Annotated in this window: 16 protein-coding genes; 10 read left to right on the forward strand and 6 right to left on the reverse strand. The window is 43.4% G+C overall.

What is annotated here, in order from left to right; genetic code table 11:
- Positions 1-193: 193 nt before the first annotated feature.
- Together M2273_RS21050 and M2273_RS21055 are read left to right on the forward strand one after the other, a co-directional pair.
- Positions 194-1516, forward strand: a complete 1323-nt coding sequence (locus tag M2273_RS21050; RefSeq protein WP_429399741.1) for a vanadium-dependent haloperoxidase — start codon at positions 194-196, stop codon at positions 1514-1516.
- Positions 1517-1756: 240 nt separating this feature from the next.
- Positions 1757-2242, forward strand: coding sequence for a peptide deformylase (locus tag M2273_RS21055; protein WP_429399742.1), 486 nt, complete (start codon positions 1757-1759; stop codon positions 2240-2242).
- Here M2273_RS21055 and M2273_RS21060 read toward each other — a convergent pair.
- Positions 2239-2649 carry an ester cyclase gene (locus tag M2273_RS21060; protein ID WP_429399743.1) on the reverse strand — a complete coding sequence of 137 codons (411 nt, stop codon included), beginning with the start codon at positions 2647-2649 and terminating at the stop codon, positions 2239-2241. The two genes, M2273_RS21055 and M2273_RS21060, sit on opposite strands and share 4 nt — an antisense overlap.
- A gap of 67 nt (positions 2650-2716) precedes the next feature.
- Positions 2717-3610 (reverse strand): helix-turn-helix domain-containing protein, encoded by an 894-nt coding sequence (locus M2273_RS21065; protein WP_429399744.1) that lies wholly within the window; start codon positions 3608-3610, stop codon positions 2717-2719.
- 166 nt (positions 3611-3776) lie between these two features.
- On the opposite strand from M2273_RS21065, the gene M2273_RS21070 reads away from it, so the two are divergent.
- A complete protein-coding gene (locus tag M2273_RS21070; protein ID WP_429399745.1) occupies positions 3777-4247 on the forward strand; it encodes a DinB family protein in 471 nt (156 codons plus the stop codon).
- Positions 4248-4257: 10 nt separating this feature from the next.
- Positions 4258-4947: an ArsR/SmtB family transcription factor gene (locus tag M2273_RS21075; protein ID WP_429399746.1), complete on the forward strand. Its 690-nt coding sequence runs from the start codon at positions 4258-4260 to the stop codon at positions 4945-4947.
- Here M2273_RS21075 and M2273_RS21080 read toward each other — a convergent pair.
- A complete protein-coding gene (locus tag M2273_RS21080; RefSeq protein ID WP_429399747.1) occupies positions 4936-6339 on the reverse strand; it encodes a serine hydrolase in 1404 nt (467 codons plus the stop codon). The genes M2273_RS21075 and M2273_RS21080 overlap by 12 nt on opposite strands.
- Before the next feature lie 299 nt (positions 6340-6638).
- Here M2273_RS21080 and M2273_RS21085 point away from each other — a divergent pair, with 299 nt between their 5' ends.
- Positions 6639-6884, forward strand: coding sequence for a hypothetical protein (locus M2273_RS21085; protein ID WP_429399748.1), 246 nt, complete (start codon positions 6639-6641; stop codon positions 6882-6884).
- A 3-nt stretch (positions 6885-6887) separates the two neighbouring features.
- On the opposite strand, the gene M2273_RS21090 is transcribed toward M2273_RS21085, so the two are convergent.
- From M2273_RS21090 to M2273_RS21100, 3 genes are all read right to left on the reverse strand, one after another.
- Entirely contained in the window at positions 6888-7298 is a 411-nt protein-coding gene (locus tag M2273_RS21090) for a DUF1348 family protein (protein WP_429399749.1), read from the reverse strand.
- 106 nt (positions 7299-7404) lie between these two features.
- Positions 7405-8211, reverse strand: coding sequence for a helix-turn-helix domain-containing protein (locus M2273_RS21095; RefSeq protein WP_429399750.1), 807 nt, complete (start codon positions 8209-8211; stop codon positions 7405-7407).
- A 285-nt stretch (positions 8212-8496) separates the two neighbouring features.
- Complete coding sequence (locus M2273_RS21100; RefSeq protein WP_429399751.1) at positions 8497-9381, reverse strand: oxidoreductase; 885 nt, start codon at positions 9379-9381, stop codon at positions 8497-8499.
- A gap of 388 nt (positions 9382-9769) precedes the next feature.
- Here M2273_RS21100 and M2273_RS21105 point away from each other — a divergent pair, with 388 nt between their 5' ends.
- The 5 genes from M2273_RS21105 (at position 9770) to M2273_RS21125 (ending at position 17673) form a co-directional block, all read left to right on the forward strand.
- Complete coding sequence (locus tag M2273_RS21105) at positions 9770-10243, forward strand: hypothetical protein (protein WP_429399752.1); 474 nt, start codon at positions 9770-9772, stop codon at positions 10241-10243.
- Between the two features lie 231 nt (positions 10244-10474).
- Complete coding sequence (locus M2273_RS21110) at positions 10475-12646, forward strand: DUF5703 domain-containing protein (RefSeq protein ID WP_429399753.1); 2172 nt, start codon at positions 10475-10477, stop codon at positions 12644-12646.
- 7 nt (positions 12647-12653) lie between these two features.
- On the forward strand, positions 12654-14048 hold the full coding sequence (locus M2273_RS21115) for a GDSL-type esterase/lipase family protein (RefSeq protein ID WP_429399754.1): 1395 nt from the start codon (positions 12654-12656) through the stop codon (positions 14046-14048).
- 267 nt (positions 14049-14315) lie between these two features.
- On the forward strand, positions 14316-16880 hold the full coding sequence (locus M2273_RS21120) for a galactose oxidase (RefSeq protein ID WP_429399755.1): 2565 nt from the start codon (positions 14316-14318) through the stop codon (positions 16878-16880).
- A 136-nt stretch (positions 16881-17016) separates the two neighbouring features.
- Positions 17017-17673, forward strand: coding sequence for an NAD(P)-dependent oxidoreductase (locus M2273_RS21125; protein WP_429399756.1), 657 nt, complete (start codon positions 17017-17019; stop codon positions 17671-17673).
- The last annotated feature ends 142 nt before the right edge of the window (positions 17674-17815 follow it).

Raw genomic sequence — 17815 nt, forward strand, 5'->3', positions numbered from 1 at the left:
CCTGGCAGGGTCTGGCACAGGGGCGAGGAGAAATCTTATACAAGCGAAATAGCAAACGGGCAAATCATATCATATAAGATTTCTCCTTACGCAACGCTCAATGCCCTTAGGGTTCGTCGAAATGACATGGTTTATAGTATATATCAAGTAAATAAGGGAGATGAATTTCTAATCGCCGAACAAACCATATAATATGAAACCATTGCTGATTTTTATAGCCGCTGCCCTGTTTTTTACTTCCTGCAAAAAATCAGATTATAAAAGCATTTTACATGATCCGGCTTTGTACAGCCGCACGGTGCATGAATTAAACAGGGTGGTAATGGGCAATAATTTTTCGCCCGTAGTAGCCTCCCGCAATTATGCTTATGCTACAGTAGCTGCTTACGAGGTTATCGCGGCCGGTTATCCACAGCAATACCGCTCACTGGCTGGGCAGTTAAACGGCCTGAAAACGGTCGCCAAACCACCAACAAACCTAACTATTGATTATGAATACGCCGCGCTACTGGCTTTTTGCAAGGTAGGTGAGGCTGTAACTTTTCCGGAAGGAAGTTTAAAATACTATACCGATAGCCTGCACAATATAGCCGTTAAACATGGTATGCCATCAACCGAGATCAGCAACTCCGAGGCTTATGCCAAAGCTGTGGCAGCCTCTATTATGGCCTGGAGCAAAAAAGACAATTACCTTAAAACCCGCAGTGCAACAAAGTTTGCCATTAATGATTCGCCGGGCCGGTGGATACCTACCCCGCCGCTATATGGCGAAGCGGTTGAACCGCACTGGGGCGAGATCAGGACCATGGTAATGCACAATGCCAAAGAATACAGCGTACCGCAACCGCCCCAGTTTAATGTGACCGACAAAAACAGCAAATATTACCAGGAAGTGATGTATATAAAAGGCGCGGTTGATAGCCTGACGCATGATCAGGCCCACATGGCCGATTTTTGGGATGATAATCCCGGTAAGCTCAATGTAACGGGTCATGTGATGTTTGTTACCAAAAAGTTTTCGCCACCGGGTCATTGGTTAAGTATAACCGGCATTGGTGCAAAACAGGTAAATGCCGATTTTAATAAAACGGTGTATGCTTATGCAAAAACGGCCATCGCGCTGTTTGACGCGTTTATTGAATCATGGACGGCTAAATACACCTACAACACCGCCCGCCCCGAAACGGTGATCAACAAATATATTGATGCTGGTTGGCGCCCGCATTTGCAAACGCCACCATTCCCAGAATATACCTGCGGGCATTGTACCATATCTGCCGCTGCTGCCGAAGCGCTGACCAGCGCCCTGGGCGATAACGTTGCCTATACCGATACCTCCGAGTTGGAGTTTGGCATAAAAAGCCGGTCGTACAAATCATTCCGTGCGGCTGCAAATGAAAATGTTTGGGCGCGTTTTTATGGCGGTATCCACTTCCATAATTCATGCATCGTATCAAATCATTATGGTAAAATAGTAGGCGATTCTGTTGCTATAAAGCTGGTAATGAAGAGGTAGATTATTAGGTTCTGTATTAATTCTCAAATTCATTACCCCGATCCTTAGGTCGGGGTTAAGGGCTGTTTTTACTTCGGGCTTTAGCCTAAACAAACTTTACTGCTACGTTTGGCTAAAGCTACTAATAGATTTGATAGCTAACCTCGACCTAAAGGATCGGGGCAATGAAACTGCCACACAGCCCCGGTTGGCCCTGGCGGTTCAAATGACCCTTAACCATTATATTTGTTGTAACATAAAATGAAAAAATTAGAAGACCTCTTACTTTTAGGTAACCCCCTGCTGTATGAAAAATGCGAGCCGGTTTTACCGGATGAGCTTCCGTTGGTAGCAGGGTGGGTTGCTGATCTGGATAACGTGATGAAGGAGATCAGGGCTAAATATAATTTCGGCCGGGCAATAGCTGCACCGCAATTGGGGATCATGAAAAGGCTTATCTATATGAACATTGATAAGCCAAAGGTTTTCATTAATCCTGAATTTACTTATTTAAGCGATGAGCTATTTGAGCTTTGGGACGACTGCATGAGTTTCCCAAACCTGCTGGTAAAAGTAAAACGCCATAAAAAGCTAACCATCAAATACCTGGACGAAAACTGGCAACCCCGTGAATGGCACATGGAGAATGATCTGTCTGAACTATTGCAGCATGAATATGATCATTTGGAGGGCATACTTTGTACCAGCAGGGCAATTGATGATAAGTCATTTAAATGGCGACCTTAAAGCGCCTTTTTCAATACATCCTGAATATCCCTGATGCTCCAATGGTCGGTATACATCCCGCCTTTTAAATAAATTATATCCATTACCGGCATAACCACCTGTTTGCCGCTGCCTTTTATTCCCATAAAGTCACCTGTATGGGTAGCATGGAATAGCTTATAGGTAAATACCTTGTTGCCCTCGGCTACCATATCTTTTATCTCAACTTTAAGATCTGGAAATGCCTTTTTCATCACCTGTCCAATAAAATCAAAAGTAGCCTGAAACCCATTGTCCACACCAGCTGGTGCCGTATGGTTAATAAAACCGCGGCTTACAATTTCCTGAAAAGCAGTAAAGCTTTCCTGTTCTAAAACCTCATGATTAAAGCGCCTTACTATTGTTTTGTTTAATTCCTGTTCTGTCATTTTTAATACTTTAAGTGCTGGCAAAAGTATCTGCCATTATTTTAAGTAAACGGTACAAAACAAAGCATTAACGGTAAATTTCACGGATAGCTTGACGATACGCCGTAGGGGTTGATTTTTCAAAACGTTTAAAAAATCGGTTAAAGTAGGCATCGTCTTCAAATCCCAGCTCGTAAGTAATTTCTTTTATTGATAGTTCTGTATGAAAAAGTAGTCGCTTGGCTTCAACCACCAGCCGTTCATGAATATGCCTGATAGGTGTTTTTCCGCTTTGCGCTTTAACAACCGCGGTTAAATGCCCGGCCGAAATATGAAGCAACCGGGCGTAAGCCGCTACTTCATGTAGCCGCAGGTAATGATCATTGATCAGTTCTGTGAATTTTCTGAGTAGCAGGTGGTCATTGTTTTGCTCAATTGCTGCAAACTGCTGCTCATACAAGCGACTGAGGTAGATGAGCAAATTATGCAGATAAGCATGCAAAGCAGCATTTTTCCAGTTTTGATGTTGATGCTTTTCCTTCAGCATCAGGTTAATGATCTGGGTTATAAAATCACGATCAGCCGCCTGCAGTTTCAACTCATGGCCATTATGCGGATTGGTGATGATGGGTAGGTTCTTTAACAGGGGGTTATTTTCCAGGTCAAGAAAATCTTGTGTAAAACAAATGTTTATTCCCAGAAATGGCTTTGCCTGTTCTTTGATATGTACCTGCTGGGGTGTAGAAAAGTAAAAAGAATCAGGGCTGAGGTTATATAATGTGGCATCAACCCAGTGCCGGCTGTTGCCCTCATTAACCAAAGCCAGCTGATAGTAGTTGCGGCGGTGAGGCGTAAGGAACATAGATTTGTGCCGGCTGAATTGCCCTTTGGCTTCTACCAGCTCAAACATGCTATTGCCGGTTGGAAACATTTCCTGAAACGAATATTGCGGGATGATATGGTCTTTTACAGATAACGACATGATGCAAATTAATCAATAGCCGTGATTAAATAAAAGCCTAGGAGACGCATTACATGCGTGTCAGTTCAAATGTTAAATATACCTGTGGCATAACATAATAGCATAGTTAAACAGAAACCGAAGTGTTAGTGATTTTTCAACCGTATTATTGTATAAATAATGCGGTATGAATAGCCTCGAAACCATTAGTTTAAATTTTAATGAAATAAGACGCCGGAGTATAAAAGTATGGCTCGGAATCCCCGAAGACAAGTATTACTGGAAACCCGATGCTGGTGCCATGACCTGTATGGAAATGGTTAGGCATGTGCTCGAAAGCCAATATATTTATCAGCAGATCATTATTAACCGGGGTGACCCTGCGGAACTTATTACGCCCTGGCAGGATAAGCCTTATAAGAGTATTCAGCAGGAAATAGCGTTTAGTCTGCCATATCAATCAGCTTTTATGGCAATGGTTCATGATTTTTCAGAAAGCCAGCTGGAAGAAATAGAGATAGTAAGACCCCAATTAAACCAAAAACGAAAGCTTGGCGATTACCTGCTTAGAATTGCTTATCACGAAGCTATACATACCGGCCAACTGTTATCCTATTTAAGAACAATGGATATTAACCGTCCCGAAATATGGGATTAATTGATAGAAAATGACAACCCTGGATAGTTTTAAACAAGCGGCTGCCCTGTTTGGCGAACCTGCAAGAGCGGCAATGATATGGGAACTGTTTGAAGGGAAACCGGTTACAGCCGGCGAACTGGCAATTGCGGCTAATATTACCCCACAATCTGCCAGCAGTCACCTTAAAAAGTTGGTACAAGCCGGGATCCTTGCCGTACACAAACAAGGGAAACATAAATACTTTGTGTATGCGAAACCCGAAATAGCAATGGCAGTAGAAACGTTGGGGAATGTTTTTGCTATTCCTAAAGAACTTAACCGTGAGCAGCGGGAGGTTAGGGCTGCCAGAAGCTGTTATGATCATTTGGCCGGGGTAGCCGGCGTATTCGTGACGGAAGCCCTTCTAAAAAAGGGGTTTATGGAGGATCATCCAGATCATATCAAAGAATTTGCTGTTACCCATGAGGGTGCAAGCTGGTTCGGGGAGCTTGGAATAAATACAGAACAGCTTAAAACAGCCAAAAGACCGCTGGCGCTAAAATGTATCGACTGGACAGAGAAAAGACCGCACCTGGCCGGCAGTCTCGGCGCGGCACTGTTACAATACTTTCTGAAGGAAGGATGGTTCAGACGAGTTTATCAAAAACGCAACCTGCAAATCACCTCAAAAGGTGAAATGGAATTGAAACAAAGGTTAAATATTGATTTAAAGGGGTAGTAGTTCAAGCTTTTTAATATGCTCTGCGGCATTGTTATTTTGAGGGTTTAGTTCAAACGAACGTTTGTAGTTTTTAATGGCGAGTTCATTTGCTCCCAAACCTTCATACGCTTCGGCCAGGCTGTCATAAGTATTGGCGCTGTTTGGATATAAGCTTACATTGAGTTTAAATATTTCGGCAGCTTCTTTTTTTCTGTCCTCATACATCAGCATATATCCCAGTTCATTCAAATCATTTTCAGGTAACTGGTAAGCCGGATTTTTCTGCTTTTCTTTTTTAACTATTTCAATAGCCTGACCGTAGCCATCCTTCGTCAGTTTGGTGCGCAGCGCTTTAATTTCTTTAGGCGATTTAAATCCATACCCCAGCCATTGGGCCTGCCACCAGGTTTGTTTGCCAAAAAATTCGGTCAGTATATCGGGGGTAATATTTAACCCATAGCGATTATGGGTAAAGTAAACCAGGATCTCTTGTTTATCGGGAAAGGAAATACAGAATCCTTTAAAATCGCCGTTATCGCCCCAATGCCATATTGATTTTCCCAATTCATTTTGCTGCAAGCCCACGCCAAGCCCCCAGTCAATATGCTGGTTAGCCTCCGTTACCGGATGACCAAACCAATTCCCGGAGCTTGATTTTTCAAACATCATTTGGCGGGTAGCCGGTTTTAATCCCTGGCCGGCCAATAGTGCCTGCAAAAAAATAGTATAGTCATGTGCGCTGGTTAGCAAGCTGTAGGCAGCATTCGCGTTCTTATGCCGGTTTATGGCCTCGGTGCTATTACCAAAGGCGGCCAAAGTATCAAACTTATCTTCCCACACATAACTACTGCCGGTCATTTTAAGCGGCACAAATACCTCTTCCCGCATAATATCGTTCAATGGTTTATTCGTTAGCTTTTCAAGCACTCTTTGAAAAAACACATACCCTTCGCCTGAGTAGGAAAAGCAACTGTCGGGTGTAAAGAGCAGTTTAGCGCCTTTGTCGTCTCCCCAGTTTGGTAAGCCGGTTGTATGTCTTAATACCATTCTCGCGGTTATTTTCGCGTATCGGGTATCTTTTGGATCAAACCGTTCATAGCTGCCACCCATATAATGCAGCAGCGGGGTATCCAGGCTAAATACGCCCCTGTCATACAAGCGAAGTGCCGCGTATGCAAAAACAGATTTGCTTAGCGAGGCGGCCTCGAAAATGGTATTGGAGGTAACCTTTTTATCAGAGCCTTTGCTCACCATACCAATATTGTAATCCGTTATCTTATCCTTTTTAGCATAAACCAATTGTATCCCCTGAATGCCTTCATCACCGATGAGTTTTTTCAACTTTTGCTCCTGCGAAAACGCGGAGATAAAAGCCAGGAGTAAAATAACAGCGCAGCTTATTTTTTTCATGTAATGATTAATAAAGGGTTTGAATAGCAGACGCTTCAGTTTTCATTTCGTTGCAGATGAATTCAATATTACATCAATTCATTAAATAAATTTCAATCATGGGTAAGGGTAAATCCACCGGGGCGTGTTTTAGTGGAAATGAAATATAGGAAATGGCAGATCACCTGGATATTTCCACAAAAATGGAGGCATGAATGGATAAAACATTAATTACACTGTGGCTTAAGCTGGTTGATTATTTACCAACCATCATCTGTTTGATGAGCCAGAGTTTATAAAGGTATTTAGGGATGGAGGCGATGGATAAATTATTGGTAAAATATATGCAGGGAGAGGCAAAGCTCGCCGACATGCAGGTTATTGATCAATGGATAATTGCCAGTGAGCACAACCTTAAATATTTTACACATTTTAAACTGATATGGGATATCAGCAAGTTGCTAAAAATTGAAAGCGGGATCGACACGGAAAAAGCCTGGCAAGAATTTAAGCAATGGCAGCAAGTATACCTGCAACTGTTGTCAATATTATATTCCCAATCTTAAGGTTTACAACCGGCGATCTTCCTCGTTTATTGGCAAATCGTTAATGCTGGCAAATCGCCTTTGCATTAAACCGTTTTCATCAAACTCCCAGTTCTCATTGCCGTATGCCCGGTACCATTGTCCGCCGGCGTCATGGTATTCGTATTCAAAACGTACAGCTATCCTGTTATCCGTAAAAGCCCAAAGCTCTTTTTTTAATTTATAGTCGAGCTCCCGTTGCCACTTGGCGGTCAGGAATTTAACGATCTCGGGCCTGCCATTGAGAAATGTGGAGCGGTTGCGCCATTCGCTGTCAACAGTATAAGCCAAAGATACTCTTTCGGGATCCTGGCTGTTCCAGGCATCTTCTGCCAGTTGAACTTTCTGCGTGGCCGTTTCGAAGGTAAACGGCGGTAAGGGTAGTTTCTGTTCCATGATGGAATAAAGGTAGATAGGTTTGCTGAAAGATCAATGGTAACATTCAATGATTGTATGGTATAAATCGTTGAATGTTTGTGCTTGCAATGGTGATTTATAAAGATCAGATCCTGGAAGGTGCTACCCCAAAAGTTTTCTTAAAGGCAAACGAAAAATGCGACAGGTCCTCAAAACCCAGTTCAAGGTAAACATCTGATGGGGCTTTGCCTTGTTCCTTAATTTGATAATGCGCTTCCTGCAATCTTTTTTGCTGCAACCAGCGGCTTGGAGTTATGTGAAAGATCTTTTCAAAATCGCGTTTAAACGTAGCCAGACTGCGCCCGGTTAAATAAGCAAATCTTTTTAACTGCACATTGAAGTGAAAGTTTTTGTTCATAAAACCTTCCAGGTCAATTTTTCCCGGCTCGCTAAAATCAAACAAAACATCTTTAAGCTCCGGGTTGCCTTGCAGTAAGATCAGGATAGCTTCCCGTAGTTTCAGGGTCAGCAGGTTTTTATCGCCGGGTTGCTGCATATGTTCGTAGGGCTGCAGCGAATCCATATAACTTTTGTACAGCGGGTTGGGCTTAAGGTTAATGATGCTATCGCCCTCCTGTTTCTTTTCAGCCTTATAGCCATACTCCATGCTAAAATTGCGGAGTGTTGCCTGGTCCAGAAAAACAGATACAGATTTGAACTCACCGCCGGGAGGCGGCTGTTTCAGGAACTTTACCAGCTGATTGCGCCTGCTTAACCGGAACTCGCCAGGCCCGGAGGTATAAACCTTATCAATACCGGTAAGTGTAAGATCGCCCGATATCTGGTAGCTGAACGCATGCTCCGGAATAAACTGCTCACCCCCGCGACTCCTGGTATAATAGCAGGAATAGTGAATTTCTGATTGAGGGCTGATTTGATTTTCTGAAAGCATATTGATCAAATTTAAAAAATTAGAACAGCATTGCCATACGGGTTGTACAACAATGCTGTTAGGGGTAACAGGACAAGTGTTTGGAGGATTGTAATCCAGTTTATATTCCCTCCCCACGGGAGGGGTGCAGTGGATTGTGCAGTGGCAGGGAGGGGTTTATACGTGCGATTAAACCTGTAATGCTCCATAAACCCCTACCTCCCCCTTCCCCCAGGAAGGAATCGCACTAAGCCCAGGCTTTCTTTTATTCTTCCGAACACCTGTGGGGATAATAAATGCACCTAATTACTTTTTCTCGTTTACGAAGGATTTACCAATCTCGGTGTCCAGGAAGTTTACGGCTTCGTCATGGTCGGTTGAGAGGCTTACGGGCAGCCATTTTTCCATTTCGGCAGTGCGTGCTGCATCGGCATTTTTCAGTAAGCCAATGGCTTCGCTACCTAATACCAGGTGCATGGGAGGTTCGGGATCATCAACCAGATCTACCATTACTTTAGCCGCCTTTTCAGGATCGCCCATGGGTACAAATTTTCCACTTTTAAAAAACGCTGTACGGGCATCTACGGTAGATTCATAACCTGCTACAGATGGGGCATAGCTCATAGAGTCGCCGGCCCAATCGGTGCGGAAGCCGCCGGGTTCCACAGCTGTTACGTGGATGCCTAAATCGGCTACTTCTTTTGCCAAGGCCTCCGTAAAACCACCCAAACCAAATTTGGCCGCCTGGTACATGCTTAACCCCGGGTTGCCAACACGACCGCCTACCGAACTGATCTGCAGGATATAGCCTGAACGCTGTTTACGCATGTATGGCAAAACTACGCGGGTTATTTCAATAGGTGCATACAGGTTGGTTTCCAGCTGACTGCGTACCTGTTCATCCGTAAAAGCTTCGGCAGCGCCAATAACGCCAAAGCCGGCATTGTTCACCAGTACATCAATACGGCCAAAATGCTTAACGGTATTTTCAACTGCTGCTATGATCTGCTCTTTATTGGTCACATCCAATTGTACAGGGTATAACTGATCAGGATATTTATCGGCAAGGTCTTTTAATTGTTCGGGGTTGCGTGCTGTCGCGGCTACTTTATCGCCTTTGGCAAGCACTGCTTCTGTAAGGCTGCGTCCCAATCCGCGGGAACTGCCTGTTATAAACCAAATTTTTGTCATTGTCTTATGTTTTAATTTTGTATAACAAAGGTCGGTAGTATTTAAGCCGGCAGCTTTGTTAAAACGCTCAAGTTGCTTTGTTAAAACGTTCATTTGTTTTTGCGTTCGGGTGTTCGGTTTTTTGTGAGATGAAAAACCGGTCGCCAGTTCAAGCGTCCTTCGCTTGAACTTATATAAGTGTAAGCGTCCACGCTTACATAAACAACAATTAAAAGTAAGCATGGACGCTTACACCAGGACATTATTCAAGCGTAGACGCTTGAGCAGGCGAGGTAGTGTTCGGACACTCACGAACATTGACAAATTTTTGTTTTTATAAAGTAATAAGTATTTTGACCCGGTCATACACTATAAAATGGAGTCTTTTTTAAACCGGAAATCTAAATTAATGCTTCGCATAATTGCCTGGTATCAAATAGCAGGCGGCTTAGTTGGAATTGGGCTCATGCTCGTAGTGGTCCTGCTCCTGATTCGCACGGCGCCTCTTAGCCTGGCTACTTTCATTATGCTTGCTGCCGTGGCGTTGCACGGGTTTTCTGTTTATTGTGGTGTGTTGTTGCTTAAAAATAAATATCGTGCGGGTTTAAATCTTTCTGTTATGAACCATGCTTTACAGGTTATTAGCTTTGCTATTGGTGGTTATGGGTATCAATATATAGCTGGCCTGGTATTTCTGGCCGGGTTTAACCCGGCAAATTCGCCAAAAATGTATATTAGTTTTAGCTGGCGGCCTTCCTGGCAAATTTCTATCAGCACTGGGGGTAATCATGTTGATGTCGCCATCAATATCATCGCGTTATTGCTCCTCGTTTTTATGATTTACCTGCGTGGCACTATCAATAAAACAGAAACTACTTCATGAACACCATATCTTTTTGTAACATAAATATGCCTGTTAACATTAGGTATTACGAGTTAATGCTTTTTTAATGTTTTATTAAGCCGGCGTAATTTATTTGTGCAATAATAATTAGAGGGGGTGATGGCAGAACTATAAAGCATTGCTTTGATGGGATAGTTCTACAGCCAATAAAACCTATCTTGCTAAACCTATTGTATCAAGCGAAAAGCCAATTATTCGCAAAATAAATTAATGATGAAGAACAAAATTTTAACCTGTACATGCACTGTTTTGCTGGCCCTGATCATGGCGTCGGCAGGGTTTGCCAAACCCGTAGCTAAATTTGGTATTGATACCCTGTTGGATGCCTATAATGTACAGTGGGACACTCCGGGTCCGACGTCGGCACAATCCATGCCGCTTGGCAATGGCGATATCGGCCTTAATGTATGGGTGGAGCAAAATGGCGACCTGGCATTTTACATCAGTAAAACCGATGCCTGGGGCGGTAAGCTCGATGCGCAAAAAGACCCCTGGATGAAGCAGGGTGGAGTACTCATGAAACTGGGCGCCATACATGTTTCCGTAAGCCCTAACCCGCTGGCAAAAAGCACCCCCTTTAAACAAATATTAAAACTGCATAACGGCGAGATCTGGGTACAGGAAGGCGAGGGGAAGGCTGCCGTTAAGCTGCGTGTTTGGGTTGATGCTAATCACCCAGTGATCAGGGTAGAGGCGCAAAGCGGCAGCCCGGTAACCGTGAATGTAAAACTGGATAACTGGCGAGCCGGCCAAACCGATACGGTTCTTGCTGATCAAAAAAACCGGATAGCCTGGTATCACCATAACTCAGCTACCACTAACCCGCATTTGGCTAACCTTACTTTTGGCGCTATTGTTAAAGGTAAAGGTTTGGTGAGTAAGGATGCGTCAACGCTGCAGTCGGGTAAAGTTACCGCACAACTCATCTCCATTTACCCGCTAACAGCGGTTGCCGGCAATGGTAAGGAGTGGCTTTCTAAGCTCGAAAAACAATCGGTCGGTATAGAAAAGCTGGCTTTGGAGCAAACCCGTACGGCGCATCAAAAATGGTGGCAGCAGTTTTGGAACCGCAGCCATATATTTTTAAAGGGCGATGAACAGGCTAACCAGGTTACTCAGGGCTATATTTTACAGCGTTTTGTTACCGCCTGCGCGGGCCGCGGCACTGGTCCTATTAAATTCAATGGGTCTATTTTTGTGGTAGATAACCCCAATTGGAAACATGATGGCAAACCCGACCCTCAAAATGCCGATTTCAGGGCCTGGGGCGGGCAATACTGGTTTCAAAATACCCGCGCCATGTACTGGCCCAGGCTCATGGCCGGCGATTTTGATATGATGCTGCCCCTGTTTAATATGTATGCGAAGATCCTGCCGGCCAACGAGGCGCAGGTGAAAAAGTTCTACAATCATGGCGGCGCATACTTTGCGGAGACAGCGCCCTTTTGGGGCGGCCTTGATTTTATGGGGCCTGATGTGAAGGCCAACTATACCAACCATTATTTTACGCCCATATTGGAGTTGAGCATGATGATGCTTGACTATTATGAATATACCGGCGATACTCAATTTGCCAAACAAACCCTGCTGCCCGTGGCCACCGCCGGGTTGCAGTTTTTTGATCAGCATTTTGGCCGCGACAGTACCGGCAAGCTATTGCTCGACCCCGACAATTCCATCGAGATGTTTTGGAAGGTACATAACCCTGCGCCTGATATTGCCGGGCTACATGCGGTGCTCAGCCGCATGATCAAATTGCCAGCCGCTTTGGTTGATGATAAAACACGGCAGCAATGGCAAAAACTATACAACGAGCTGCCGCCACTGCCGGTAGCCTATGATAAAAAGGTGCTTTTGCCCTATACAGGCCCGCAAACGGCCAAATCATTTAACAGCGAAAACCCGGAGTTGTATGCTATTTATCCATTCAGGCTGTACGGTATAGGCAAGCCCGATCTGGAACTCGCGTTAAATACCTTTAACGCCCGCAAACAACGCGCTAAAGGCTGCTGGGTGCAGGATCCCATACAGGCTGCCATGGTTGGCCTGCCCAATGTGGCTAAGGATTATGTGAGTTTTGCCTTTACCCGCAAATCGCCCGACTTGAAATTCCCTGCTTTCTGGGCCAGCGGGAACGATTATCACCCCGATGAGGATAATGGCGGTAATGGCGAGAACGGTCTGCAGCAAATGCTGATGCAGGTGGATGGCAAAAAGATCACCCTGCTACCCGCCTGGCCCGGCGACTGGGATGCTGATTTTAAGCTAAACGCTCCTTATAATACCACTGTTGAAGGTAAAGTGGTAAAAGGTAAACTCCTTAATCTTAAAGTTACCCCCGCCAGCCGTATGGCCGATGTGGTTGATATGAGCAAAAAATAAAAAAGCGATGAAAAATATTTTTATCCTGTTGATAAGCTTGTGCATTGCTGCATCGGCAAAGGCCATAACCCGTATTACCTGCATAGGGGCAAGCATTACGCATGGCGCTACCCTGCCTGATCCGGCGAGCCAGTCGTTCCCGGGCCAGCTGCAAAAACTGCTGGGCAAAAACTATCAGGTTAGTAATTTTGGTGTGAGCGGTACTACACTGCTGCGTAAAGGTAATTCACCTTATTGGGATACCCCGGCTTATCAGCAGGCGTTGAAAAGCAACCCCGATATAGTGTTTATTGACCTGGGCGGTAACGACAGTAAGCTCATTAACCGGGCGCATTACGACGAGTTTGAAAGTGATTATCACGCGCTCATCAGCTCGTTCAGGCAGTTGCCATCGCACCCGCGGATCGTGTTGCTACTGGCCATGCCCTCGTTCGAAAAAGACACTACAGGCATTTATGATCCGGTGATCGTTAACCAGATCAATCCGCGCATCAGGCAGGTGGCTTATGATGAAAAGCTGGAAGTGCTTGATATGCATTCGCCATTGATAAACCATGAAGACTGGACGCCTGATAAAATACACCCCAATGTGCAGGGCTCGGCCATTGCCGCCAAAAAGTTGTATGATGTTGTAGTGCAGCCGCGCGATACCGGGTTTGATATTTTTAAAGCAATTAAAGAACCCTATAAAACCGATTCATTTTACGGTTATCCCTGCGCCACCTTTACAGTTGATGGCAGGGAGCGCAAAGTTGTAAAACCCAAATGGGCAGCAAAAGATCACCCCTGGATATGGCGGGCCCGCTTTTGGGGGCACGAACCACAAACCGATATTGCCCTGTTGGAGCGCGGCTTTCATGTGGTATACAGCGATGTAGCCGAGCTGTTGGGTAATGATGAGGCCATTACCCGCTGGAACAATTTTTATAAAATACTGCATAATGGCGGTCTGGGTCAAAAAGCGGTACTGGAAGGCATGAGCCGCGGCGGTATTTATATTTATAACTGGGCCGCGGTAAATCCTACTAAAGTAGCCTGTGTATATGCCGATAACGCCCTGCTCGATCTGCAATTCTGGTCTGATTCAACGCTGCTTAAAAAAGATTTCAATTTAACCAGTGTACACCAGTTGGGTGCGTTAAAAGCAAGTCCGCTTGATAAGGTAGCTCAAATTGTAAGCGGCGGTTACCCGATGCTGCACCTTTCGGCCGATGATGACGAAGCCCTTGATCCTTCAAAAAACACGCTTTTATTTGAGCAAAAGGTAAAGGCGCTAAAGGGTTCCATCACGGTTATTCACAAGCCTGGTTTTAAACACCACCCGCATAGTATGCCCAATCCGGCACCTATTGTCGATTTTATTTTAAAGGCCACCGGTTATGAAATTATTGCAAGCCAATAAAGCTATAAAATTAACACATGATGCTTATTGATCAGATAGTGTTAAAAAAGTATCATGTTTGTTTTTTAACTGAACCCGGGCGGTAGTATCACCTCATGATCATCTGGTGTTAATTATACTCAATATAATCACATAGTCTTTGAATGTAAATTGTTTTTATTGTAATTTAGCCATTGCCGTCATCAGAATAAGTTAATATTTTTTTGACCTAAATTATAATTACAGCACGGGTACTTAAGTTCTAATACTTAATGTGTACTGATCATCATGAGATTTTTTGTATCGGGAATAATTGCGGTTATTTTTATAAATATACTATTGATACCACTTGTTCATGCGCAATCGTATGGAGTGGGGTTTTATAGCCATGAGGTAGTACAGGATAAACGCACCACATTAAATCTGAGTGTAAATAATGTTGCCCCTAAAGACAATCTTGACCTTTCCTTTGATCTTTCCTTTATCCCCAACCAACAAATATATTTTGGCTATATACTGAGGCTTGTTGGCGATGATAAGCAAAATATCGACCTGGTGTATGATAACCAGGCCAATACCAAGCATTTTAAGATCATTATTGGCGAAAAGCTTTCCAAAATTTCATTTAATATTGATGATAAAGCATTGTTTGATAACTGGAGCAGGCTCCGGATATTGATTGATTTTAAGAATGACAAGCTTACTGTATTTGCGGGCAAAACGGCGTACAGCGAATCGGGTGTGCATTTAAAGCAAAGCACAAATTACAAATTGCTTTTTGGGGCAAATGCTTATCGCCAGTACCAAACTACAGACCTGCCGCCATTTAAGCTGCGCGATGTAAAAGTGGTGCAAAATGACAAGCTGCTATCCTGGTGGCCGCTTAATGAATACCAGGGCGATGTGGTTCACGAAACGGTAAATCAAAACAACGGCTCGGTTACCAACCCGTTGTGGATAAAATCGCGCCACCGTAACTGGCAAATGGAAAAGGAGCTTAAGGTTGCAGGTACCGCCAGCCTGGCCTTTGATCCGGCTACCGAAACTGTTTATATCATCACTGCCGATTCATTAATATCCTACTCCTTAAGCAGAACAACGCAGCTAAAGAGTAACGTGTACAGTTCAGGTAAGCAACAACTGATTCCCGGCGACCAGGCATTGTTTAATAAGGATAAACTGTATTACCTTTTTATCGACCAAAAAGTTATGGCCACTTATAACATTAAAGATCAAAAGTGGGATAAGACCGTTAAAAACATGCCTGCCGAAACCAATAACGGGCATCTGAATAAATTCTTCTGCAAAACAGATACATCCATATATACCATTGGAGGTTATGGGCAGTTAATTTATAAAGACAGTATAAAGCGGTTTAATGTAAATACTAATACCTGGCAAAACATAAAAGGTAAAGGTGATACATTTACCCCACGCTATTTGGCCGGGCTGGGTACCAACGTAACCGGCGATACCGCCTATGTAGTTGGTGGTTATGGCAGCGCTTCGGGCCAGCAGATCGTGAACCCCAGGAACCTGTATGATATGATGCGTTTTACCGTTAAAACTAAAACGTTTAAGAAACTGTTTACTATTGATGTTAAAAGCGAAGATTTTGTATTTGCCAACTCACTTATCATCAATGAAAAGACCAAAACGTATTATGGCCTTATTTTTCCGCAGCATAAATTTAACTCCAGCCTGCAACTGATACGCGGCTCACTTGAAAAACCGGCTTACCAATTGGTAGGAGATACTATCCCTTACTTATTTCATGATGTAAATGCTTACGCCGATGTATATTATTGCCCGCACAGCCGCAAGTTTTTAACAGTTACCCTTTTTAAGGAGAACGAGCAAACAAAGGTTAAAATATACTCGCTGTTAGGTCCGCCTGAGCCTTTAGATACACAATTGCTATCGGATAAAAACATTAATTATATTTTATGGATAAGCGGGTTCTTTGTGGTTGCTTTGGGCATAGGAGGGGGAGTGATTGTTTATCGCCGTAAAAACGCGGTGCATCATCAGCCCTATAAGCATAAATCTGCTGCGGAACCTGTTATGAACGATCATGCGGAGCAAGTTGAGCTACCGGTTGAAGCAGATCATGACAACCGGGTTAATCACAATAAGAACGCTATATTTTTATTCGGCGATCTGCAGCTTTTTACACCCGAAGGACACGAGATCACCAAGTATTTTACACCATTGCTAAAAGAGTTGTTCCTGGTTATTTTGCTTTACTCGGTAAAATTGGGCAGGGGAGTAAGCTCCGAAAAATTGAACGAGATACTTTGGTTTGATAAGTCAGAAAAGAGCGCCCGTAACAACCGCTCGGTAAATATAGCCAAGCTCAAATCGTTGCTTGATAAAATGGGGCACTGCCAATTATCAAAGGATACGGGCTATTGGAAAATTGAAATTGACTACAACGAGATCATGGTTGATTATCATACTTACCTCAACATTGTATCAAACAAAAGCAAGCTCAACAAACAAAAAATAATACAGCTTACGCATATTACACAAAGGGGTAATTTTTTATCAAATATTGAATATGAATGGCTTGATGCTTTTAAGTCGGAAGTATCCAACGAAATAATTGACTCCTATATACAATTTGCGGGGTCCATTGCCGTAGCCGATGATGCCGAGTTTTTAATAAAACTGGCCAATGATATTTTTTACTTTGACCCTGTTAATGAGGATGCCATGATCCTGAAATGTAAGGCTCTTTCATACCTGGGTAAGCACTCCCTGGCCAAAAATACTTTTGAAAGCTTTAGCAAAGAGTACAAGGTGATTTACGGCGAAGGTTTTGAGCGCGATTTTCATTCGATTTTGGAGTAGTGGGCGATTCAGGATAATTGGTGTCTATTTTTCAAATACAATAAGCAGGCTAAAAGGAATATTATAGAGCCGTACAATAATATCAGTCACTGAAAACATTTGCTGCTGAATTAATGATTTGTTAAGAATAAGAACCATGAAATTACTTATTTTAGGGGGAACAGGGAGAACAGGCTGCCTTGTGGTTAAGGAGGCATTAGCCCGGGGCTATGATATTCATGTGTTGTTACGGAATAAGCATAAGCATTCTTTCAATTCAAAATTAATTTCGGTTTTTGAAGGATTACCCACTAAGCAGGATGATTTAGCAGCAGCAATGCTGGGCTGCCATGCGATTATAAGTGCACTAAACATTTCCAGGACCTCCGATTTTCCCTGGGCAAAATTGAGAACACCAAATAACTTACTGTCTGAAAGTATGGAAAATATTATTGCTGTTGCTCAACTGCAAAGTATTAACCGCATAATTGCCATTTCAGCCTGGGGAGTTTACGAAACAAAAAAGGAGCTTCCATTTTGGTTCAAATGGCTAATTGACCATAGTAATATATCACCGGCATATATAGAGCATGAGGCACAGGAGGAGCTTTTAAAAAGTTCAGATTTAAACTGGACCGCAGTAAGGCCGACAATCTTAACCAATTCTAAAAAGGACAAACCGGTAGCCGTTAGTTATGATAAATTTCCTAAACCCGGGTTATTTATAAGCAGGCAAGGTGTTGCGCAATTTATTGTTAGCATCATACATAACCAAATGTATTACAACAAAAGGCCAACTATTTCTGAACTTTAATTTCTTAACACAAAACCTTCTGCTTTTGTTCCAACAACCATTCCTGGCTGCTACCGTGGCTTCCCACTAATCGGGCATTTGTAAAACCCAAATGTGTTTAAAAATTTGGTGGATTTATTATTATTCGGTAATCTTGAAGCTG

Source organism: Mucilaginibacter lappiensis (assembly GCF_050433765.1).
Classification (GTDB): Bacteria; Bacteroidota; Bacteroidia; order Sphingobacteriales; family Sphingobacteriaceae; genus Mucilaginibacter; species Mucilaginibacter lappiensis_A.

Bases quoted from the DNA above. Each gene is read 5' to 3' on its own strand.
- M2273_RS21050 (WP_429399741.1), top strand. From the start codon at position 194: ATGAAACCATTGCTGATTTTTATAGCCGCTGCCCTGTTTTTTACTTCC.
- M2273_RS21055 (WP_429399742.1), top strand. From the start codon at position 1,757: ATGAAAAAATTAGAAGACCTCTTACTTTTAGGTAACCCCCTGCTGTAT.
- M2273_RS21060 (WP_429399743.1), bottom strand. From the start codon at position 2,649: ATGACAGAACAGGAATTAAACAAAACAATAGTAAGGCGCTTTAATCAT.
- M2273_RS21065 (WP_429399744.1), bottom strand. From the start codon at position 3,610: ATGTCGTTATCTGTAAAAGACCATATCATCCCGCAATATTCGTTTCAG.
- M2273_RS21070 (WP_429399745.1), top strand. From the start codon at position 3,777: ATGAATAGCCTCGAAACCATTAGTTTAAATTTTAATGAAATAAGACGC.
- M2273_RS21075 (WP_429399746.1), top strand. From the start codon at position 4,258: ATGACAACCCTGGATAGTTTTAAACAAGCGGCTGCCCTGTTTGGCGAA.
- M2273_RS21080 (WP_429399747.1), bottom strand. From the start codon at position 6,339: ATGAAAAAAATAAGCTGCGCTGTTATTTTACTCCTGGCTTTTATCTCC.
- M2273_RS21085 (WP_429399748.1), top strand. From the start codon at position 6,639: ATGGATAAATTATTGGTAAAATATATGCAGGGAGAGGCAAAGCTCGCC.
- M2273_RS21090 (WP_429399749.1), bottom strand. From the start codon at position 7,298: ATGGAACAGAAACTACCCTTACCGCCGTTTACCTTCGAAACGGCCACG.
- M2273_RS21095 (WP_429399750.1), bottom strand. From the start codon at position 8,211: ATGCTTTCAGAAAATCAAATCAGCCCTCAATCAGAAATTCACTATTCC.
- M2273_RS21100 (WP_429399751.1), bottom strand. From the start codon at position 9,381: ATGACAAAAATTTGGTTTATAACAGGCAGTTCCCGCGGATTGGGACGC.
- M2273_RS21105 (WP_429399752.1), top strand. From the start codon at position 9,770: ATGCTTCGCATAATTGCCTGGTATCAAATAGCAGGCGGCTTAGTTGGA.
- M2273_RS21110 (WP_429399753.1), top strand. From the start codon at position 10,475: ATGATGAAGAACAAAATTTTAACCTGTACATGCACTGTTTTGCTGGCC.
- M2273_RS21115 (WP_429399754.1), top strand. From the start codon at position 12,654: ATGAAAAATATTTTTATCCTGTTGATAAGCTTGTGCATTGCTGCATCG.
- M2273_RS21120 (WP_429399755.1), top strand. From the start codon at position 14,316: ATGAGATTTTTTGTATCGGGAATAATTGCGGTTATTTTTATAAATATA.
- M2273_RS21125 (WP_429399756.1), top strand. From the start codon at position 17,017: ATGAAATTACTTATTTTAGGGGGAACAGGGAGAACAGGCTGCCTTGTG.